This is a genomic window from Synechocystis sp. FACHB-383, assembly GCF_014698605.1.
Taxonomy (GTDB): domain Bacteria; phylum Cyanobacteriota; class Cyanobacteriia; order Cyanobacteriales; family Microcystaceae; genus Synechocystis; species Synechocystis salina.
Map to the genome: position 1 here is coordinate 17,649 of NZ_JACJTJ010000041.1, position 20,925 is coordinate 38,573.

16 protein-coding genes are annotated in these 20,925 nt (G+C 50.9%); 5 read left to right on the plus strand and 11 right to left on the minus strand.

The window, feature by feature from the left end:
- Nucleotides 1-121: 121 nt before the first annotated feature.
- From H6G45_RS11960 to H6G45_RS11990, 7 genes are all read right to left on the minus strand, one after another.
- Nucleotides 122-2,890: a hybrid sensor histidine kinase/response regulator gene (locus tag H6G45_RS11960; RefSeq protein ID WP_190598655.1), complete on the minus strand. Its 2,769-nt coding sequence runs from the start codon at nt 2,888-2,890 to the stop codon at nt 122-124.
- A gap of 55 nt (nt 2,891-2,945) precedes the next feature.
- Nucleotides 2,946-5,399 (minus strand): HAMP domain-containing methyl-accepting chemotaxis protein, encoded by a 2,454-nt coding sequence (locus tag H6G45_RS11965; RefSeq protein ID WP_190598656.1) that lies wholly within the window; start codon nt 5,397-5,399, stop codon nt 2,946-2,948.
- Between the two features lie 119 nt (nt 5,400-5,518).
- On the minus strand, nt 5,519-5,989 hold the full coding sequence (locus tag H6G45_RS11970; protein ID WP_190598657.1) for a chemotaxis protein CheW: 471 nt from the start codon (nt 5,987-5,989) through the stop codon (nt 5,519-5,521).
- Nucleotides 5,990-6,021: 32 nt separating this feature from the next.
- Entirely contained in the window at nt 6,022-6,387 is a 366-nt protein-coding gene (locus tag H6G45_RS11975) for a response regulator (RefSeq protein ID WP_190598658.1), read from the minus strand.
- Between the two features lie 153 nt (nt 6,388-6,540).
- The gene (locus H6G45_RS11980; protein WP_190598659.1) at nt 6,541-7,755 is read right to left on the minus strand and encodes a response regulator; all 1,215 of its coding nucleotides are present in this window, start codon (nt 7,753-7,755) and stop codon (nt 6,541-6,543) included.
- Between the two features lie 501 nt (nt 7,756-8,256).
- Nucleotides 8,257-10,257, minus strand: a complete 2,001-nt coding sequence (locus H6G45_RS11985) for an RNB domain-containing ribonuclease (protein ID WP_190598660.1) — start codon at nt 10,255-10,257, stop codon at nt 8,257-8,259.
- Nucleotides 10,258-10,335: 78 nt separating this feature from the next.
- A complete protein-coding gene (locus H6G45_RS11990) occupies nt 10,336-10,920 on the minus strand; it encodes a thioredoxin family protein (RefSeq protein ID WP_190598661.1) in 585 nt (194 codons plus the stop codon).
- A gap of 100 nt (nt 10,921-11,020) precedes the next feature.
- Here H6G45_RS11990 and ftsH1 point away from each other — a divergent pair, with 100 nt between their 5' ends.
- Together ftsH1 and H6G45_RS12000 are read left to right on the plus strand one after the other, a co-directional pair.
- Nucleotides 11,021-13,018, plus strand: a complete 1,998-nt coding sequence (ftsH1, locus tag H6G45_RS11995) for an ATP-dependent zinc metalloprotease FtsH1 (RefSeq protein ID WP_190598662.1) — start codon at nt 11,021-11,023, stop codon at nt 13,016-13,018.
- Between the two features lie 14 nt (nt 13,019-13,032).
- Nucleotides 13,033-13,503 carry a hypothetical protein gene (locus H6G45_RS12000; RefSeq protein ID WP_190598663.1) on the plus strand — a complete coding sequence of 157 codons (471 nt, stop codon included), beginning with the start codon at nt 13,033-13,035 and terminating at the stop codon, nt 13,501-13,503.
- Here the strand turns inward: H6G45_RS12000 and H6G45_RS12005 are convergent.
- Complete coding sequence (locus H6G45_RS12005; RefSeq protein ID WP_190598664.1) at nt 13,500-13,637, minus strand: hypothetical protein; 138 nt, start codon at nt 13,635-13,637, stop codon at nt 13,500-13,502. The genes H6G45_RS12000 and H6G45_RS12005 overlap by 4 nt on opposite strands.
- A gap of 109 nt (nt 13,638-13,746) precedes the next feature.
- Here H6G45_RS12005 and H6G45_RS12010 point away from each other — a divergent pair, with 109 nt between their 5' ends.
- From H6G45_RS12010 to H6G45_RS12020, 3 genes are all read left to right on the plus strand, one after another.
- Entirely contained in the window at nt 13,747-13,986 is a 240-nt protein-coding gene (locus H6G45_RS12010) for a ferrous iron transport protein A (RefSeq protein ID WP_190598665.1), read from the plus strand.
- A 7-nt stretch (nt 13,987-13,993) separates the two neighbouring features.
- Entirely contained in the window at nt 13,994-15,844 is a 1,851-nt protein-coding gene (gene feoB, locus H6G45_RS12015) for a ferrous iron transport protein B (RefSeq protein ID WP_190598666.1), read from the plus strand.
- A 379-nt stretch (nt 15,845-16,223) separates the two neighbouring features.
- On the plus strand, nt 16,224-17,312 hold the full coding sequence (locus H6G45_RS12020) for a calcium/sodium antiporter (RefSeq protein WP_190598667.1): 1,089 nt from the start codon (nt 16,224-16,226) through the stop codon (nt 17,310-17,312).
- A gap of 239 nt (nt 17,313-17,551) precedes the next feature.
- Here the strand turns inward: H6G45_RS12020 and H6G45_RS12025 are convergent, their stop codons facing one another.
- The 3 genes from H6G45_RS12025 to cruG form a co-directional block, all read right to left on the minus strand.
- Complete coding sequence (locus H6G45_RS12025; RefSeq protein WP_242018153.1) at nt 17,552-18,631, minus strand: DUF2157 domain-containing protein; 1,080 nt, start codon at nt 18,629-18,631, stop codon at nt 17,552-17,554.
- Between the two features lie 162 nt (nt 18,632-18,793).
- Nucleotides 18,794-19,603, minus strand: a complete 810-nt coding sequence (mazG, locus tag H6G45_RS12030) for a nucleoside triphosphate pyrophosphohydrolase (RefSeq protein ID WP_190598668.1) — start codon at nt 19,601-19,603, stop codon at nt 18,794-18,796.
- 131 nt (nt 19,604-19,734) lie between these two features.
- Entirely contained in the window at nt 19,735-20,919 is a 1,185-nt protein-coding gene (gene cruG / locus H6G45_RS12035) for a 2'-O-glycosyltransferase CruG (protein WP_190598771.1), read from the minus strand.
- Between the last annotated feature and the right edge of the window lie 6 nt (nt 20,920-20,925).

Here is a 20,925-nt window from a genome sequence, read left to right on the forward strand (position 1 = left end):
AAAAGCAACAAGCCACTTCTCAAACTCTCATTTGATGGATATTGCAGAAGTTTTCCAATTCAATGGAGATCCTGAAGCAATGCAAGGGCGATCGCCGACTGGAAAAGTCTTGTTAGTTGATTTAATTCCTAGCAGTTTCTGCCAAAAATTGGTCAATGGTATCTAGTAGTTGGTTTGGTTGGAAAGGTTTGGTAAGGTAGCCACTGGCACCTAGGGCCTGGGCTCGGCTACGGTGGAGGGGATTTTCCCTCGAAGTAAGCATAATCACCGTCAAGCTATGCCATACCCGGTGGGCCCGCACCAATTGCAGGAGGCTAAAGCCGTCCATATTGGGCATTTCGATGTCACACAGGGCTAAATCAATGCCTTGGTTCTGCCGGTTGAGCAAATCCCAGGCTTCTTTGCCATCCCGACATTGGATCAAACGGAAAGTGCCCCCCAATACCCGTTGTAAAGTCCGCCGTACTGTGACGGAGTCGTCTATGACCAGAATCGTTGTTTGGCCAGTACCAACGACGCTGGGGGCTTGGGTCAGGGTGGGTTCCATGCGCCAGAGCACAGCAAAATTGTTGGGAATTAATACAGGCACCACATCCCCAGTCCCCAACACAGTGCAACCCGCCACATAGGAAGGAATGGGGGTGATGGCATCCAAAGCCTTGACCACTAGGGGCCGTTCATCGACAATTTGCTCCACCGTTAACAATGCCGGGCGATCGCCGAGGTTGACCATGAGGCCAACTTTATGGGGTAAGCCGGGGGAAGGACTAAAACCCTGGGGATAAATTTGGGGTAACACCTCATCCAGGGGGCGGGCTTCCATAATTTGGGATTGCCACTCCACCCGGCCATTTTTAACGGGGTAATCATCCAGGGGCAAAATACGCAACACACTTTCGGAAGGAAACGCCAGTAACCGCTGTTGATAGCGCACCAACAGTAGGGGCACAATGTTAAGGCTGAGGGGAATACGGATGAGAAAACGACTACCCTGGCCCAGTTTAGTTTCCACCGTCAATGTCCCCCGCAGGGCTTCGATCATCTGCTTGACAATGTCTAGCCCCAGGCCCCGGCCGGACAGGTTGCTAACCTCCGCCGCGGTGGAAAATCCCGGCTGGAAGAGAAAATCAAGTATTCGGGCTTCGGCCATGCTCCCTGATTGTGCTTCCGTTAACCAACCCAGTTCCACTGCTTTGCGGGCAATTTTCTCTGGATCAATTCCCCGACCGTCGTCGGCCACAGTGATCAACACTTGGTTATTAGCCGTGCTGGCGCTGAGGGTGATGGTTCCCTGGGGGGGCTTGCCCTGGGCCTGGCGTTCCGGCACAAATTCTAGGCCATGGTCAAAGGCATTGCGGATTAAATGGGTGAGGGGGGTGCGTAACTGGTCGAGAATGGCCACCTCCACCAAGGTTGTTTCCCCTTCAACCGCAAACTGTATCGGCTTTTTATGGCGATCGCCTAATTTTTCTAGGGGTTGGGCAAAGGATTGGGCCAGACCCCGAAAGGGCACCAGACGGGATTGGGTCAACTCACTATCCAACTGATGGAGGGATTGACTCATTTGAATCAAAGTTTCCTGTAAATCCCGTTCCACTAAATCCACGTCTTCCTGGATTTCCTGCACCTGCACCATCAGTTCTTGAAACCTCTGCAAAATGCCGTGGACAGCAGTGTAACTATCCATTTCCAACGCGTCAAAGTCCACGAACCCCGCTATGCCTAGACTACTTTGGCCATCACTGGGCTCCCCTCCATTGCCGGGGATGACTTTGGTTTGGTCACTAAAGGACAATTCGTCATAGAGAGACTCCACCTGTTCCCGCATGGGGATTAACTGTTGTCCCCGTTTTTTCAAATTACGACTGGCCTGGCGCAGTTGTTTGTCGTATTCCAATAACCTCTCCTGGTTGATTAGCAGTTCGCTGACTGTGTTGCTCAGTTTATTGAGGCGATCGAGGGGAATACGGAGAGTCTGGCGGCTAGTGGTCGGCCTAACTGCGACAGGCGATTTTACGGGGAGCGGTGCTGAGGCAGTAACGGTAACAGGGACTGGCTTAGTCTGGGCCATGGTCACAGGGACTGGGGCTTCTACGACGGCCAATGGGGGTGGATCTGCTGGGGGCGTTAATTCCCCTGCTAGAAACTGCGCCCTTAGGGATCTCAACGTGGCGATCGCCGGAGGGATAAAGCTGGGCAAATCCAAGGTAGGCTCGGCTAGTTGGGCCCGGAATTCCTTGGCGGTTTCCTCTAGCCATTCACAGCTCAGGGCCTGGCCCAGAAGAGTACATTCCTCCAGTAAAAGACTAAAACTTTCCCGCAATTCCCCGGCCGTGCCGCCCCGTTCCAACCGACGTTCCACCCGATCTAAACAGGCCTCCAATTCCACCGAGAGGGAAGTCCGCACAAATTGAGACACATTGCCACTAACCGTTTCCCCCTGGGCAGGCTGGGGTTGACAGGTGGCCAGAAATTCCCCTAGGGCCAAGGCTAGTTCCGGTGGCTCGTCTGTATCTAGCAACTGGCCACTGTTAGCTAACTCCACCATGGCCTGGGTTTCTTCAATGGTCATGCCAATCAAACCCACTGCCACGGAGGTATCTTCCACCCTTCCTTGTTCCAGGGCCTCAAATAAATCCTCTAGGCGATGGCAAAGGGTTTGCAGGGGAGTGAGGGCCGACATGCCCGCTCCCCCCTTCAGGGAATGGGCCGCCCGTCCCATATCTTGGATTAATTTCTGGCGTTGCTGGGCATCCCCGGCAGAGTTCAACACCTGTTCCAAGGACTGAAAACCCACTGTCAACTGTTCTAAACATTCCGGCGCATCTTCCTCCAGAAAGGCCTGGCGGGCTTCGGCGGTAATGGCGGCGAGGGTGGCAGCATCAAACATACGTTGACCAGATGGAGAGTTAGGCGTTTGGACGAGGCATGGAAAAATTTTTGACCTATTCCACTTTGAATTTACCGGCGGCGGTTTGTAGATCCACAGCGGTTTTAGCCAGGGACTGGAGGGATTGGGATACCTGCTGAGATTTATCGGAGGTGGATTTTGCCACACTGGCTACGTTCTGTACCGTTTCCGTCACCGTCTGGGAGGCCAACCGTTGGGATTCGGTGTTACGGGAGATGGAATCGAGGAGGCCATCAATTTCCTCACTAATTTGGGTCAGATTTTGCAGGGTTTCCTTGGTTTTTTGCACTAGTTGGGTGCCAGTTACCACCTCGTTGGTGCTTTCTTCCATTAGTTGGCTCATTTGGGAGGTTTCTTCTTGGATGCTCAGAATTACCTGTTCAATTTCCTGGGCAGAAAGGGTGACCATTTCCGCTAGACGACGTACCTCATCCGCAACGATCCGGAAGCCCTGGCCATTTTCCCCTGCCCGAGCGGCTTCAATGGAGGCGTTAAAAGCCAACAAGTTGGTTTTTTCGGAGATACCAGCGATAATACCAACAATTTTGGAAATTTCCAGCGAAGATTCCGCCAATCGCTTCGATTTTTTGGAAATTTCTGCTACCCGCCCCCGCACCTTATAGATACTGTCCACCGTTTGGTCCATGGTGTTTTGCCCCTGCTGGGCGGCTTCGTTACCTTGTTTGGCGATCGCCGCTGCCGTTTGGGCACTTTTAGCTACGGATTCAATGGATTGGGCCATTTCTGCCACCGAAGCCGTGGCCGATTCCAGAGCCCGGGCCTGTTCCAGGGCATTGTCAGACAAATTGGTGATCTCCTCACTATCTTCCTGGGCCTGGCCACTTACCTCCGTCGCCGTATCCACCACCTGTTTAACCAGTTTTCTTAGCCCTGCTAGGGTGGCATTGAACGCATCGGCGATCGCCCCCACTGCCCCGGCTTCTACCGAACTGCGCACAGTCAAATCCCCCCGGGAGGATTCTTCAATATCCGTCAACAACCGCACCACCCCCTCTTGGAGTTCTTCTTTTTGGCGCCGTTGGTTTTCCGCTTCCCGTTGCCGTTCCAAGGAGGTTTCCTGCAGGGATTGGGTGGAAGCCTCAATTTGTTCTGCCATGGCGTTAAAGGTGCGGGCCAATTCCCCTACCTCATCCTTGGATTCCACCACTGCCCGCATACTGGTGTCCCCCTCCCCCAACTTTTGGGCGGTGGTTTGTAAAGTTTTTAGGGGCTTAGTCAACGTTCTTCCCAGCCAATAGGCCACGATCGCCGCCACTACCAGGGCCAGACCCCCCACCCCCATCTGCAGGAGGAAAGTGGTTTCCAGCAAGTCCATCAAAGCCTGTTCCTGTTTACCCCGCACCAAAAAAGCAGTCACTTCCCCCTGGCCATCACTGATGGGTTTGACCGCAATGGTAAAGGGCACACCACGGATGTCCCCCCGACCGGCCACCATTTCCGTTCCGCCACTGCGAGCTTGCTCTACTAGGGTCAAATTTTCTAGGGGCACACTGTCGGCAATGCGGGCATTACCCTGGGCATCCTCCGTTTCTAGGGCCGACACGGACAATTCCAAATTGCCAGCGGGGTTAATGGTGTAGATGGCATTGTAGCCCCCATTGAGAATCTCTAAAGTTTCCCGGACCACACTGCGGGAGCGATCGCCAAAATCAACAATGTTGCCTTGGACGCTGACGTTATAGTTATTTTCGGAGATGACTAACTCCGCCATGGTTTGGTTGGCCAGTTGGGCCCGCCCCGTCACCAGGGCAATGGCCATCCCCGTACCCACTACCCCCACCACCGTCAGGGCACTGGAGGCCACAAAGGCGGTGAACTGTTTAGCTGCAATGGGGAGATTGGCCCAGCGTTTTTGCAGCGTTAAATTAGAGCGTTCCTCATCCAGAGCCAAATCATCGGTGGCAGCGGCGTATTTCAGGGTCCCCGTCCAGCCCGTGGCCTGGGAAACTCGCCTGGGGTCTGCCAATTGGGCTTCAATGCCGGCGATCGCCTGGTCACAGGTGGTGTGGAAGATTCCCTCTTCGTCTCGGATTTTTAGATCTTCGTAGGCCGCCAGGGCATCGGGTAAAAAGCCTCCCGCTTCCAAAGCACTGGCAAAACTAATTTGGGCCACCAAATCGTCTGGGCGATCGCGCACAGTTTCCTGGAGGGCCAAAATTTCCGGGGGATAGGCTTGCTTTTTTTCTTCCTCCGTCAAAACCTGGGGACGGATTTCCTCTTCCTCTTCCTCGGGTAAATGGGGACCAATTTCCGCCAAGGCCTTAGCGATGGTTTCGGCATAAATGCCATCGGAGTCCAAAGCCCTAGCTTTTTGGTAATAGTGGGCCGCCTCCTGCCAATATTCCTCTTCCTGCAGGGCCCCAGCCAAAACGATGTTGGCAAACAGATCGTCCGGAGCTCCCAGGGCAATTTTTTCTAATTCGAGGATCTCTGCGGAAAACTTGGGGGTAGTGGTGGAGCTGGCCATGGCGGTTCCCAGTGGATAAACAATGAATAGAAAACTAACGGAGCAGTATTAATGACTAACAAGGAGTGGAAATAGTTTTGTCAATAGACCACAAAAAACAGGTAAATTGTCGTTTTTTCCTATTTTGCAGCCTTCTCTCCTGGGTAAACACCACTCCCCCCTCCTTGAAACCAGGCAAAGACTTGATCCACATCCAAAATGAGAATGGTTTCCCCATCTTTGTTGCCTTCTCCCAATAAAAAAGGTTCCCGTAGGGGCTTAATTTCCCCCCGTTCAAAGCTGACAATCCCCTTCAACCCTTCGGCGATCGCCGCCACCTGGGCCGATTCCCCCACCAGTACCACCGCCTTAGTATTGTTTAAGGTCCGGTAATTGAGAGGCTTGGCCGTGGTCGGAGACAATAGGCGGGGCAAATCCATCACCCAAAGCAAATTTCCCCGTTGATTACTCACCCCCAGCAACTCCGGTCTCACCCCAGGAATCAGACAAAGGGAATTAACGGGAAACGATAACACCTCCCTAGTTTTCGTCAAAGGAATAGCCACCGTTAGGGCCAAACCTAAGTCAATCCAAAAATAGTCCTCTACCATAACCCCATCACCATAGTCAGCATTGGCAAATTTTAGGAAATATAGGGCTTAACGGTTTTCATCAACTCAATGGGGCTATAGGGCTTAATTAAGTAAGCATTGCCCCCCTGCCGCAGGGCCCAAAACCGGTCATAATCTTCGTTCTTGGTGGAACAGAAAACAATGGGCACATCTTCCAGAGCTAATTCGCCGCGAATTTTGCGACATAGATCATAACCACTAACATCCGGCATAACGATGTCCAGCATGATTAAGTCCGGCACCTTGTTTTTGTCTAGCCAATCCAGAGCCTCGTCGGCATTGTTGCAAATGACCGTTTCTGTGCCCATGGATTTCAAAAGGCCCTGAACCAATAATTGGTCAGATTTGGTATCTTCCACAACTAAAACAGTTTTCACTGGTATCTCCCTAGACAACTCTTAACGATAATAATCATAAACTAGTGACAGCAATCTTGGTGATTAATTTGAGTGTGGTTTAGGCATTAGATTTAAAATTTGACTCCACAATTTAGAGCCGCCCTGAGCAGTCAATGGTGTTAGTGAAATTGATTAAACCGTCATGGGATTAACGGAAATAAAGCTCTGCACTGTTTCCACCAATTCCTGGGGTTGGAAGGGCTTGCAAATATAGCCAACGGAGCCGTGCATTTTAGCCTTTACCCGGTCTAAAACCCCACTGCGGCCGGTCAACATCACAATGGGAATATGTTTGAGAGCTTCGGATTTATTGCAAATACTGCACAGTTGATAGCCGTCAATGTCGGGCATATTGATGTCCATCAAAATCAGAGCCGGTTTGGCATGCATCAAGGTGGTTAGGGCGCTGGCGGCCTGTTTAATATTGATCACCTTAAAGCCGGTGGCCTCCAGAGCAAAGCTCACTACCCTTTGGATAGAGGGGCTGTCATCCACACAGGCAATGACGGGGCGATTATCCTCCTCCTGGGGTTCGTAGGGCCCCATGGAGATTATCCCTTGGTCCACTAAGGTTTTGAGAACGATCGCCACGTTGAGGGTGCTGGTGTTTAGGGATTCAGCAATCTCATACACACATGTTTCCTGTGCCACCAATTCCGGCAGTTTTTGGTAACGGTTCAGCAAGTCGCTGGTGATGTGCTCAAGCTTACATAGCCCAGGCAAAATCGCATCCACATTGTCGGCGATCGCCCTTTGAAAAGGGGAATTGATAACAGTGCGGACCTTGAGCCAATGTTTGATCTCCTGGGTGGCGGGCTGCATCAACTGTTTGAAATCAAGATAGAGCAACAAACGATCCAAACCCACCGTTTCCTCGAACACACACACCGGCTGGGATAGGGAAAGGATTTGTACCAATGCTTCCTGGGTCAACTTGGCCAGAATGGAACGAATTTCTTGAAAGGAAAACTGCTGGGAATCCCACAACTCACAGAGGTACTGATAGTCGCTTGCAATGGGCTCTTCTAGACGGATGTTCTTCGTGGGAATATACCGCTGGAAAAGGTAACTGAGCCTTTCCCGTTGCCCCTGCTCACTCCCAGCATAATGAATGCGGCCATTGCCAAGATAAACGCGCCATTGAACATCAGGGTTAGCCTGACTATGGACAATGAGCTTACCCGAACTCTCATTAACGATGAGACTCTGCAAAATCTGATAGAGGTTCGGATTTTCAGTAACCGGCGACGCTGAGGCTTCCATAACATTAGGGGGAGGCGGCGGGGGATAGGCCAGCTCCAATAGAGTCTGATTCGTATCTGGGGAAGGAGACAGGGGAGACTGCATAGGACAACAATGGCGTTTGAGCAAAAAAGTCCATCAAGGGCGGAGTTAAACCTGTCAATTCTTATTAATTCTGTAAGTTAACTATTTTTTAATCCTAAGTTAACTTTTCATAATGAGAACAAAAAAAATTAACGAGTAGAGTCTAACCCTATCTTCTGTTCAAAATCAAGCACTACCCAATTTGTACACCAAGCATACATCTCCGAATCCTTTTTGCACTTCAATTTATGGGAAACGTCCTCTCTTAGTAGTATCTGTTGCTACATTTATTGTAATTAAATTTCAGTGTTCAACTACTTAAGTGGGGGCTCAAATTTTATTTACACAAATACCTAAGTGGAAACACAATTTTTACTTATACAAGAAGACTTTTTTTGTTATAAATAGATATTTTTTGTAGAACTAATCCACCGTAAACCACAATAAAAACAAATACCCAATCTGGATAGAATGCCAAAAACGGCCTTTCAAGTGGGACTATAAAAACACAGACTCTTTATCCTAGGCTTCTTTAGCCAGCAATTCCCGAAAACGGATTTCGTCTCGGTGTGGATCAGCATTACTAACTTTCAAACTCAGGCGATCGCCAGGGGAAATGGGGCGGTCAAAGCGGTGGGGTAGTTCCAGTCCCAACTCTTCCAGGAGAATTAACCCCAGACCATCATCCTCCCGTAACCAACGGAGCATCACCCCCTGCCACACCTCATTAATATTGCGCCGCAGAAATTCCAGGCTCCAGTAGCGGTTAGTTTGTCGTTCCACCAAGGTGGCCTCCTTAGAAGAGGGCATAACGCTATATAAAATTTCCTGCACTTGCTCCCCGGAAAAAGGCAACGGTTCCCCCCGCAGATAGGCCTTAATTTGAAAATGGGTAATTAAATCGGTGTAGCGACGGATGGGGGAAGTGGCTTGGGAATAGAGGTCTAACCCCAAACTGGCATGGCGACTGGGGGTAATGCCCACTTCACTACGGGGCATACAACGACGCACCGCACATTCCCGCACGGGACCAGGCGGCAGGGACAGCAATTCTTCATCGGAAGGCAATTCTGGTTGGGGCTGGCCCCGAAATGGCACCGGGATGCCATGCTCTTGGGAAAAACGCCCCGCCACTTCTCCAGCCAGGATCATCATTTCCGCCACCAGTTGCCTAGCAACGGAGGTTTCTTGAAGATATATTTGCACTTCTTCGTCAGCGTTGACCTTGATGATGGCTTCCGGCATTTTGATAGTGATGGCCCCCTGGGATTTACGCCATTGGGCCCGTTTTTTAGCCGCCTCTGCCAGTAGGGGCAATTCCGGTTCCCCCTGGATTTTCAGCACCAGCATCTCGTCCACGTCCTCATAGGTGAGGCGGTAGGTGGGCTTGACCCAACTGGGGGCAATGGTAAAATCCGTCACCGCTCCGACTTCGTCTAAAATCACCCCAAAACTGAGGGCCACGCACCGCTGGCCCTGGAGTAAACTCATGGGCCCTGTGGCCAATTCCGGCGGAAACATGGAAATCATGCCCGTGGGGAGGTAAAGACTGGTGCTGCGCTTACGGGCTTCTAAATCTAGTTCGTCGTTGGGACTCAATAGTCGGGTGGGGTCAGCCACATGAATCCAAAGCCGATGGCCACCGTCCGCCAAGGTTTCCACACTCAGACCATCGTCAATTTCCGAAGTACTTTCATCGTCGATGGTGTAGGTCTTCAGGGCGGTCAAATCGAGGCGTTCTTGGTCGGGGTCGGGGGGAGGATTGGTTAAGTAAGCATGGGCCACATCAGATACCTTGGCGGGGAATTGGTTGGGGTAAGCACTACGACGCAAAAAGAGATTTTCATGGCGTTGCCAGATGCCTAATTCTATCAGGAGGTTTTGGGTTTCGTCGGTGCGGCCAGGTTTACCAAGACTCTGCAAAATATCCAAGGCTTGGCGATGGTTTTGGTCCGGGAAAAGGATGAATTTCTCTAGGGCTTCTAGCCGTAGGCGATCGCTGCCCTGCCAAGTTACCGTTTCTCCGGCCAGGGCTTGGTTGACTCGGTCAATAAAACCCTGTTGTTCCTCTTCTTTTTGGGCTTGCACCCGCATTTGATGTTTGATTTCTTCAATTTGACCACTGGGGCGGGGTTCGTAACGATCGCCTTTTTGTTTGAAGTAGAGTTTATCTTCCGCTAGCAGGGCATGGGCGGCATAGCATTGGCTGGGGCTCTGGCCAGAAAATAGCAATAAGGCTAAATCGGCCGGGGTAATGCTTTCCCCATCTTCCACTAACAATTCCCAGGCCACCTCCAAACTGGAAGGGTCGAGATACGGTTCCACCTCCCCCAAAAAACTGGGCAAATCGTCGGTGGTATAGGGGCCGCCGGGAATTTCGTACTCCACCCGCTGGGGCTTCAGTTTATGGCTCTGGCCCTGGGAGTCAATAACCACCCAATCCTTTTTGCCGTCCGGGCGATCGACCACCGCCAACCGCCGTTCCCCTTGATGCCGAAATTCAATTAGTTTGCCTTTTTCCACCGGAATGCCTTTGCCCCGTCACAATTACTCTCCCGTTATTTTGGCACAGGGGTTACTCCCCCTTAGACTTTTCACCGCCTAATTGCTTTGATAATCGGGTTCATTACCCGGTTTCCACTTAATGTTGCAACCGATGCTGGGTTTTTGCTCCGTTGGCACAGGGCTACCTGCCAGCAGTAAATCCATCGCCTGTCTCAGGTCTACTCCGGTCAACGGCAAACCATTGCTAGGACGACTATCATCCAACTGGCCCCGGTAAGCTAATTTCCCCTGGGCATCAAAGAGGAAAAAGTCGGGGGTGCAAGCCGCTCGGTAGGCCTTGGCGATCGCCTGGGTTTCGTCGTACAGCACCGGGAAGCGATAGTCCCAATCCTGGGCCATTTTTTTCAGGCCTGGGGGAGCGTCATCGGGGTACTTGGCCGCATCGTTGGCGCTGATGGCCACCATGGCTAAGCCAGTGTTTTGGTAATCCTTACCCAACTGACTTAACTGGGCCTGGATATGCTTCACAAAGGGACAATGACAACAGATGAACATCACCAGTAGGCCTTTTTCCCCCATGGCTTCCCCTAGGGTCAGGGGCTTTTCCGTGGTCACGTCCCAGAGGGAAAAATCTGGTGCTTGGGTACCGAGGGTGAGCATGGTGGAGGGAGTTAAAACCATAGTTAAAGCAGTTCGTTACATTTTGTTAATCAAAGACCCAAGCTATCATGGGGGTTGGAGTTTTTCCCCTCTGCTGGAATTTTTTTAGTTTAAAACGTCCATGAGTCATCGTCCCCGTTCCGATCGCCATTTTTTCTCCAGCCCTAGCCGATTTTGGCACCGTTTGGGGATGGGTTTACTGGTAGCTGGCACCCTAGTTCTACCAGTATCCACCCTGGCCCAGGAAGGGGGAGATGGGGCCCAACCCAAGGCCAGTCCTAGTGCCCCCCAATCCCCTAGCTCCAGCAATGGAGAAACTCAGCCCCGCTCCTTGTTTGGCTCTGGCTCCTCCCGTTCCGCTGAACCCAAAATGAACTATGGGCAGTTGATCGATGCCATCAAGGCCAATCAGGTGGCCAAGGTGGAAGTGGACACTAACCGCCGCCAGGCGATCGTAACCCTCAAGGATGCGCCCCCAGGGTCTAAGCCCCAAACGGTGCAGTTGCTAGACAATAACCCAGAGTTGCTCAACCTCCTGCGGAGTCGTTCTGAAACCATTGATTTAGACATCAACCGCACCCCGGATAATTCGGCCCTGTATGGTCTATTGACCAATTTGCTGGTGGTGGCTATTTTGATCGGTTTGGTGGTGATGGTGGTGCGTCGATCCGCCAATGCGTCGGGGCAGGCCATGAGTTTTGGCAAATCTAAGGCCCGGTTCCAAATGGAAGCAAAAACCGGTGTTGGTTTTGACGATGTGGCCGGCATTGATGAAGCGAAGGAAGAATTGCAGGAAGTGGTGACTTTCCTCAAGCAGCCGGAAAAATTTACCGCCATTGGGGCCAAAATTCCCCGGGGTGTATTGTTAATTGGCCCTCCCGGTACGGGCAAAACTTTATTGGCCAAGGCGATCGCCGGGGAGGCGGGGGTGCCATTTTTCAGCATTTCCGGTTCGGAATTTGTGGAAATGTTTGTGGGGGTGGGAGCTTCCCGGGTGAGGGATTTATTCAAAAAAGCGAAGGAAAATGCCCCCTGCTTAGTCTTTATCGATGAAATTGATGCGGTGGGTCGGCAACGGGGCGTGGGCTACGGCGGCGGCAACGATGAACGGGAACAGACCCTTAACCAATTGCTGACAGAAATGGATGGCTTTGAAGGTAATAGCGGCATCATTGTCATTGCGGCCACTAACCGGCCCGATGTGTTGGATTTGGCCCTTTTGCGGCCGGGACGGTTCGATCGCCAGGTGACAGTGGATTATCCCGATGTGCAGGGCAGGGAATTAATTTTGGCAATCCACGCCCAAAATAAAAAATTGCACGAAGAAGTCCAGTTAGCGGCGATCGCCCGCAGGACTCCAGGATTCACCGGGGCAGATTTAGCCAATGTGTTAAATGAAGCGGCCATTTTCACTGCTCGGCGGCGCAAGGATGCCATCACCATGGCGGAAGTGAATGATGCCATTGACCGGGTAGTGGCCGGTATGGAAGGGACTCCCTTGGTGGACAGTAAAAGCAAAAGGTTAATTGCCTACCACGAAGTCGGCCATGCCTTAATTGGCACCCTCTGTCCTGGCCATGATCCAGTGGAAAAAGTTACCCTCATTCCCCGGGGTCAAGCCCAAGGTTTAACCTGGTTCACCCCCGATGAAGACCAAAGCCTCATGACCCGCAACCAAATGATTGCCCGCATCGCCGGATTGTTGGGGGGCAGGGTAGCGGAGGAAGTTATTTTTGGCGACGACGAGGTGACCACCGGGGCCGGTAATGACATTGAAAAAATTACCTACCTAGCCCGACAAATGGTGACCAAACTAGGCATGTCCTCCCTCGGCTTGGTGGCGTTGGAGGAAGAGGGCGATCGTAATTACAGCGGTGGCGATTGGGGTAAACGATCGGAATACTCCGAAGATATTGCCGCCCGCATTGACCGGGAAATCCAAGCCATTGTCACCGCCGCCCACCAACGGGCCACCCGCATCATCGAAGACAACCGCAATTTGATGGATTTATTGGTGGATGCCCTGATTGATCAAGAAACCATTGAAGGAGAGCATTTTCGGCAACTGGTGGAAAGTTATCAAAAGTCTCAAAAACAGCCTGCTTTAGCGGGTAAGTAGCCCCCATCTCCATAATGTCCGACCCCCATCTAACCTATTCCCAACCGAGAAAACCGGGAAAATCTGCCAATGGCGGCAAATTTTTGGGCACATTACTATTGTTTAGTTTGCTCAGTATTGGTCCAGTCCAGGGTTGTGCCTACGCCGACCAGAGTTTATCCCCCCCAGGGCAAAACTCCTCCGCCATTGCCAACCAACCCCCTTCCCCTAGTTCTTTAGCTTCCCCATCTCCCATGCTTCCCCAGGCGATCGCCGACAAAATCATAGCTGACCTCGCTCAACGTACCGGTGAACCAACCAGTGCATTCCAAGTCCAGTCCTCGGAAAATAAAACCTGGCCAGACAGTTGCCTTGGTTTAGCCCAGGAAGGGCAAATGTGCGCCCAAGTGATGACCCCAGGCTGGCAGGTGACGGTGCAATCGGGAGAAAAAAATTGGGTTTACCGCACTAATCAAAATGGTCGCACTGTTTTACTTGAATCCTAGCTCCCATCGGGGATTTCCCTTAACCCACTAAAACCCAAGGCTCGATTCCCAAATAGTTGGGGATATTTTTTCTCGTTCACAGCAATGCCATCCCAAGCATCTACCCTGGGTCTAATTTTTTTGATCGTTTGCATCGAGTTTAATCAATGGTAAGTGATTATACTCACAATTATTTTTGAGATCTATTCTTAACAAACAGTGCTAATTTAATAATTGAGAATTATTTGCAGCTTTCGGAAAACCATGACTTTATTGGATTTGTCGGTGGGCCAGGTGGCTTTTGTGGAGCAAATTTTACTGGGAAATCACGGTCAGGGCTTGGTTAATCGTCTAGAAGCAATGGGAATTATTCCTGATAAACCGATTCAATTACTCCGCAAGGCTGGTTTGGGGGGACCGCTCCACCTCCGCATTGGCAGTACCACCGAAGTGGCCATGCGCCGCAGTGAAGCCCAATTGGTGCAGATTACCTTAGGAGAGTAGGGCGATTATGGTGAGTCATTGCCAGCGGGGGTCAGTCCAGTCCAGTCGTCCCGATGTGAAAAAAAGGATTGCTTTTATTGGTCAGCCCAATACGGGCAAATCTACTTTCTTCAACCGGATTACCAAGGCCAATGCGGCGATCGCCAACTGGCCAGGATTGACGGTGGACCTATTCCGGGCGGTGGTGCCGTTACAGGGGGAATCCATCGAGTTTGTCGATCTACCGGGCATCTATGACCTCAATGGCTTTTCCGAAGATGAACGAGTGGTACAACGCTTCCTTACCGACTATGCTGTCAACTTGGTGGTGGTGGTGGTGAATGCAGCCCAAATTGACCGGCAAATCCGTCTTCTTCTTCAGGTACAAACCCTGGGCATTCCGGCGATCGCCCTCTTAAACCTAGCTGACGAAGCTAAGCGCTATGGGGTGCAAATTGATGTGGCCGCCCTCCAGGAAAGGCTTGGTCTGCCCCTCTATCCCATCAGTGCGAAATACGGCACCGGCTGTCCCCGGGCCATGGATGCCATTGGTCGTGCTGTGGCGCAGCAACCGGAAGCCTACCAAATTCCCGATCTGGTTAATGTTCTTTCCCACCATCCCGTGGCGATCGCTGATATGGAAACGGCCCTGGCTGGTGTGGTGCAGATGCCGTCTCCCACTGCCCGTACCCTCACCAATGCCATTGACGGGGTGATGCTCCATCCCTTGTTTGGTCTGCCCCTCTTCTTCGCCTCCATGTTTGGCGTGTTTTGGGTGATTTGGAGTGTGGGTTTGCCCAGTGCCGATCCTGTGGATGTAGTCACTGGTTGGTTGCAAAGCAATGTCTTAGAGCCGTTATTTTCCCCTCTACCCACTATCCTGCAAGAACTGCTCTTGGACGGTATTTGGACCGGGTTTGCCGCCCTACTCTCCTTTGTACCCTTGGTGGCCATATTTTTCATGGTCATGGGAATTTTAGAGGGCAGTGGCTACCTCTCCCGGGCTGCCTACCTAATGGACGCCCTCATGGGGCGATTGGGGCTAGATGGTCGGAGCTTTGTTTTGCAAATGATGGGGTTTGGCTGTAACGTCCCTGCCATTATGGGTACTAGGGTGATGCGTAGCCGGGGAATGCGACTCCTGGCCATGTTGGTCATTCCCTTTTCTCTCTGCTCTGCCCGCCTGCAAGTATTTGTTTTTATCTTGGCCGCCGTTATGCCCGGTACCCAAGGGGCGATCGCCCTATTTTTACTCTATTTGATGAGCTTTGTGGCTGCCTTTACTGTCGCCGCCGTATTAAGTCGTTTTCATTACTTCCAAGCCCGGGACCCCTTCGTATTAGAATTACCCCCCTACCGCTTGCCCACCTTCAAGCAAGTATTTTTGCGAGTCTGGGGAGAGATGCGAGAATTTGTTGCCCGTTTATCGATATTTATGATTATCGGTAGTAGCCTGATTTGGTTTTTAACCAGCTTTCCTGAAGGCAGTACGGGTTTGGACACTTTTGCTGGCCGCATCGGCAGTCTTTTCCAGCCGTTAATGAATCCCTTGGGCATTAATCCCTTTTTAACGGTTTCCCTGATTTTTGGTTTTGTGGCCAAAGAAATTCAAGTGGCAGCCCTAACTGTTATTTACGGCCTCAATAATTCCGACGCTGTCTCTGATCAGATCCATAGTACGGTGACCTTTGTCCAGGGATTTAGTTATTGTCTATTTAGTCTGATCTATATTCCTTGCCTTACTACCCTTGGCGCTATTTGGGGGGAAAGTAAATCCCTTGTCTATACCATTATTGCCGTGGTAGTTCCCCTGATAACAGCTTGGCTGTTTAGCTTTATTTTCTACCAAGGATTTTCCTGGCTCGGCTGGGGAGGATAAATTTTTTCTTTGCCATGTTTATGCTCAACCGTTGTTAGAATCTGTTTTAAAGGCCCCCTTCCCCGCCCATTTGGGGGGAAACTGAATGAAAGTCCCCCAGTATTGCCAGAGCTTTAGTGGGTCGATTTAGGGAGCGGAATAAAACTTTCCAAACACGTTGACCTTACCAGCATCCTCAGGGAGATCGCCATTGCGAAAGAAAACCGGGCCACCGCCTAAATTCTCCTTAACCATTGGGCCCTTCTTCGGGAATAATGGTTTGTACCCCTTTGGGGGAACCTATTCCAAGTTTTTCCTACCCGATCCTTCGCACTCGGTGCATTTCCTTTAGGCAAAACCCTTTTTTCCGTCTTTTTTACCCCTCGGGAGCTGCAACAGCATGAATTGGATAACTTGGGTTAGTCTGGCGATCGGATTAACCGTTCTTGTTGTCGGTGCGGAAGTTTTAGTAAAAGGGGCGTCCCGCATCGCCCTAATGGTGGGGCTTTCTCCCCTGATTATAGGGTTGACCATTGTGGCCTATGGCACCAGTATGCCGGAAATGGTGGTGAGTCTCCAATCGGCCCTTGCTGGTCAGGCGGACATTGCCCTGGGAAACGTGGTAGGCAGTAACATTTTTAATGTTTTGCTTATTCTGGGTATCTGTTCCATCGTGACTCCTCTGGTCGTGGATCAGCAATTGATTCGCTTGGATGTACCCATTTTGATTGGGGTGTCAGGCTTGGCCATGATGTTCGGGTTGGATGGGCTGATTAGCCGGGTAGATGGGGCCATTTTTGCCACAGGGTCCATTTTGTACACCGGATTTCTAATTCGCCAGAGCAAAAAGGAACATAATCCCGCCGTTGAAGAAGAATATCTCCAAGAATTTGGGGGGACGGTGCCCAAAACAGGTAAACAAATCGCCCTCCAGGTGGCTTATATCCTAGGAGGAATCTGCCTATTGGTATTCGGGTCTCGATTATTAGTGTCCAGTTCCGTGGCGATCGCCAAAACCTTTGGCATTAGTGAGTTAGTTATTGGCTTAACCCTGGTTTCTGCTGGAACTTCTTTGCCGGAGTTAGCCACATCGGTGGTGGCTAGTTATCGCGGCGAGCGAGATATCGCAGTAGGTAATGTGATTGGCAGTAATATTTTTAATATTTTGGCGGTGTTGGGTTTTTCCGCTCTCATATCACCGGAAGGGATACGGGTATCGACGGAAGCGATCCGATTCGACTTGCCGGTTATGTGTGCAGTGGCGCTGGTGTGTTTGCCTGTATTCATTAGTGGTCGCTTAATTTCTCGGTGGGAAGGGTGCCTATTTTTAGCCTATTACATTGCCTATACCGCCTACATTGTGTTGGGCGCCACCCAAAATACAAATATTGACCTATTCAATAGGATTTTGCTTTTTGGGGTCATGCCCGCAACAATTTTTGCCCTAGTCCTATCGCTCTGGCCTGAGCTGCGACGTTCCAAAGGGTAAAGGGGAACCCGTGGGGCATTAGAAATAAGAGACGAGAAAACGGGACTTTAATGATTGGTTTCACCTTATTCCCCAAGGGGACATCCTGTTGCCGGCAACCGAATCCTCGTTCATGATCACCACGGTGCAGTTAGTACGAGCACTATTGAAAGAAGTTATCAAAACTAGTCTAAAACTGACGGTGCCCGTTACTGAGTTAGGCAAAGAATAGGCACGGAATCGGTGTCAATGTCATACTCTTACCGTTCCCTGGGCAAAAAATTGCGCCACTGAGGAGGGAGTAGATTGTCAAAATAGGCTTCCACCACACGGTAATGTTTTTGGTACAGTACGCCAACGGCAATGATGGCTAGGCCCAGGGCAGAAAGAGCAAAGGGGAAGAGGAGGGAATCGGCAAAGACTTGGAAGGCGAGATAACTGATGTAGCCGAACACTCCAATGACGCCAAACACCATAAATAGTCGTCGTTTAAGGAGAATTGATAAAGCCATCAGACCTAAATTGATTAGACAAAAAAGTAGTCGGTACCATTCCGTATCCTGCCCGGTGGCCAAGAGACTAAACCAAAAACTAATCAGTCCGAAAAGGTAGAGCCAAAAGCTGTAATCCCCCCGGCTGCGTCGCCAACGTAAATCCACCCCATAGGCGATCGCCAAACAAACAATACCAAAGCCTAGGGTCAAGTGGGCTGCGGTGGTGAAACTGACTGTCTCTCCGTAGATGAGGGGGGGAATATCAATGGAGAGGAACCAGAGGCAAAAGGCGAGGGGAAAGGTGAGGAAGGGAAAGTGGATAAAGCGTAAAGCTAATAAACTGGCAATAATGGTGCCCATGGCCAGGGGAAAACGGCCGCTGACTAACCAGGTGGGTAAATTGCGGTACACAGATGGATCATCAAGGGAAATTAACCCAAAACCCCGTTGCAGTCCATAAATGGCCAAGGGGGTCATCCACACAGCAATGGTAATTAGTAAACCGCCGGGAACGGGTAATTTTTGCTGGAAATAAAGCCATTGACCCACTAGGGTTAAACCCACTGCATACACCACCGCCACGGTGAATAGACCAAATCCCCCCAGGGCATCCCAAACAATGGTACCGAGGAAAACCATGGCCACAATTACAATCAAGGCGCCAAAGTAAAAAGCGACGTTGGCAAAGTCGAATCGCAACGGTGGGGAATCACTGTTTTCCCTTTCTTCTTCCATGGCAAGGAGGCCTTTATGTTCTGTCCAGGCTTGCCATAATTGTTCGGCTTGCTCGGCGGATAAGTATCCTTGCTCTATCGCCCAGGCTAGGTCTGTTTTGGTGATGTTCATGCCCAAATTTTCCTCCATTGCTCGCCACTGAACTTTCACCGTACCAGGCGATCGCCAGGGATAGGGGATGATAACGGGGCAATTTTGGAACTGGAAGAAATTAACGACAACGATCTGCTTGGAAATGAACTAGAAAAATTTAACTCAGATCAATGGGTGAATTTATTGATTGAGTTGTTTTTTTGCCCTCTGCCATAGGGTTTCCAATGCTTCCAGATTGTATTTATCCAAGGGGCGATCGGCAAATTTTTCCATTAATTGCAGCCGTTGAATAAATCTTTGATTAGTGCCGTGGAGGGCGAGGGAAGCGTCCAACTTGTACCAGCGGGCCAGGTTAATGAGGGTGAACAGTAAATCTCCCAATTCTGCCTGTTGATGTTCTTTGTCTGTCGTGGCCAAAGCCTGTTTAAACTCGGTTAATTCTTCGTTAAATTTAGCCCAGACGCCTTCAATATCTGGCCATTCAAAGCCCGCCGCCGCCGCTTTCTGGGAAATTTTACTACTGGCCATCATAGGGGGAAATGTACTGTTATAGCGTTCCAGTTTGGAGCTTAAAAGTTCTGCTTGGTCGGGGCTTAAACCCTTTTCCTCTGCTTTAATTGCTTGCCAATTGGCTTTCACTTCCTCGGCATTACTAACTGTTACCTCGGCAAAGACATGGGGATGGCGACGGATGAGCTTTGCGGTAATGCCTTCTGCCACCTGTTGCAAATTGAAGTGGCCTAAATCTTGCGCAACTTGGGCTTGGAGCACCACCTGGAGCAGTAAATCCCCCAATTCTTCGGCGATCGCCGTTTGGTCTTGGCCTTGTAGAGCGTGAACTACTTCATAGGCTTCTTCCACCACGTAGGGAATTAAACTTTGTTGGGTTTGGGCCAAATCCCAGGGGCATCCCCCCTCTGGCGATCGCAATTGGGCCACTACGGCAATTAATTTTTCTAGGGCTTGGAGAATGGGGGCAGTGGCATCCATAAAATTAGCAATTAATTAATTTGGCCAGTACAACGGGGAATCAGAAGATGATTTTTAATTGGGGCAAAACGTTTACATGGGTTGGCAAAGTTTGCGGCAATGCCAATTTTTCCCGATGAAGTTGAGCCATTCTAGGACGCACCGGGGTAAACCCTTCCCCGCCATTGTTTGGGGGTTTGGGAAGCGGAAATGATAATTCGGGCCACTGCCAACGGATCCGCCAGGGGAGAAAGCCAATAACTCCAGGCCCCCTGTCCCGACGGTCGGTAATAGGAAGGATAAATTGCCCATAGCATAGCCCAACGGATTAGGAGTAAAAAGCCATTGACGGCGATCGCCAAGCGGAGGGTTAAAAAATCAAAGTCTTCTCCCCAGAGCATCAACAACAGGGAAAAAAGCAAAATGGGCAAACCCTGCACCAATAGCAGAAAAATCACCTCTGCCCATAACCGGGCCGGCACCGTGGCATCTTTGAGATCCAACGATCGCCCCCATTCTCGCCAGGTTTCACCAATCCCTTCGTACATTCTCACCCGGATTAAATTGGCGCCATCTAAAAAGCCCACCCGATAACCCCGTTGGGCCGCCGCCCTAGCTAAGGTCACATCATCACAAAAGGAGCGAGCCGCCAGTTCATAACCCTGCAAGGCCTCCAGCACCGATCGCCGACAGAGAAAACATTGACCATTGGCCATCACCGTTTCCGGCGCCTGTTGCCTCACCCCAGCGGACTCAAAGCGATAGAGCAAAGTCATCAGCAAAGCCGGTTGCAGCCACCATTCCCCAGGGGATTGCAAAATAAATTGGGGCGATAGGGAAAGTATGTCATATCCTTCTTCTTGCGCCGCTTGCACCACGCTGGCTACTAGCCCCGGTTGGGGTTGGGTATCGGCATCAATGCCCAAAATCCACTCGCTAGCGGCATCACTCTGCCTAAAACCATAATTCAAGGCCCAGGGTCGCCCTACCCAGTTATCCGGCAAAGGATCATCGGTGAGCAGTTGCAAACGGGGATTATCTTTTTGCCTAGCTTGCACCACCGCTTGGGTGCCATCGGTGGAACGACTATCCACCACCAAAATTTCCCTTAACGGCGGCCCCTGTTGTGCCAAACCCACTAAACACGGAGTTACCCGGGCTGCCTCATTCAAGGTGGGCACCACTACCGAGACATTGCGGACCCGGTCTTCGGGTAGAAATACTGGTGTCAATGGCGATCGCCGCCGTGCTCCTTTGGCCAAACGACTGAGCAAAATTAAACTGGCTACCCCCTGGGACACTAACAACCCCAGGCAAAGTATGGCAATGATCAGCATTATTTC

What these genes read in the sequence shown, in the direction of transcription:
- H6G45_RS11960 (WP_190598655.1), bottom strand. Translation starts at nt 2,890, where the DNA reads ATGTTTGATGCTGCCACCCTCGCCGCCATTACCGCCGAAGCCCGCCAG.
- H6G45_RS11965 (WP_190598656.1), bottom strand. Translation starts at nt 5,399, where the DNA reads ATGGCCAGCTCCACCACTACCCCCAAGTTTTCCGCAGAGATCCTCGAA.
- H6G45_RS11970 (WP_190598657.1), bottom strand. Translation starts at nt 5,989, where the DNA reads ATGGTAGAGGACTATTTTTGGATTGACTTAGGTTTGGCCCTAACGGTG.
- H6G45_RS11980 (WP_190598659.1), bottom strand. Translation starts at nt 7,755, where the DNA reads ATGCAGTCTCCCCTGTCTCCTTCCCCAGATACGAATCAGACTCTATTG.
- H6G45_RS11990 (WP_190598661.1), bottom strand. Translation starts at nt 10,920, where the DNA reads ATGGTTTTAACTCCCTCCACCATGCTCACCCTCGGTACCCAAGCACCA.
- ftsH1 (WP_190598662.1), top strand. Translation starts at nt 11,021, where the DNA reads ATGAGTCATCGTCCCCGTTCCGATCGCCATTTTTTCTCCAGCCCTAGC.
- H6G45_RS12000 (WP_190598663.1), top strand. Translation starts at nt 13,033, where the DNA reads ATGTCCGACCCCCATCTAACCTATTCCCAACCGAGAAAACCGGGAAAA.
- H6G45_RS12005 (WP_190598664.1), bottom strand. Translation starts at nt 13,637, where the DNA reads ATGCAAACGATCAAAAAAATTAGACCCAGGGTAGATGCTTGGGATGGC.
- H6G45_RS12010 (WP_190598665.1), top strand. Translation starts at nt 13,747, where the DNA reads ATGACTTTATTGGATTTGTCGGTGGGCCAGGTGGCTTTTGTGGAGCAA.
- feoB (WP_190598666.1), top strand. Translation starts at nt 13,994, where the DNA reads ATGGTGAGTCATTGCCAGCGGGGGTCAGTCCAGTCCAGTCGTCCCGAT.
- H6G45_RS12020 (WP_190598667.1), top strand. Translation starts at nt 16,224, where the DNA reads ATGAATTGGATAACTTGGGTTAGTCTGGCGATCGGATTAACCGTTCTT.
- H6G45_RS12025 (WP_242018153.1), bottom strand. Translation starts at nt 18,631, where the DNA reads ATGAACATCACCAAAACAGACCTAGCCTGGGCGATAGAGCAAGGATAC.
- mazG (WP_190598668.1), bottom strand. Translation starts at nt 19,603, where the DNA reads ATGGATGCCACTGCCCCCATTCTCCAAGCCCTAGAAAAATTAATTGCC.
- cruG (WP_190598771.1), bottom strand. Translation starts at nt 20,919, where the DNA reads ATGCTGATCATTGCCATACTTTGCCTGGGGTTGTTAGTGTCCCAGGGG.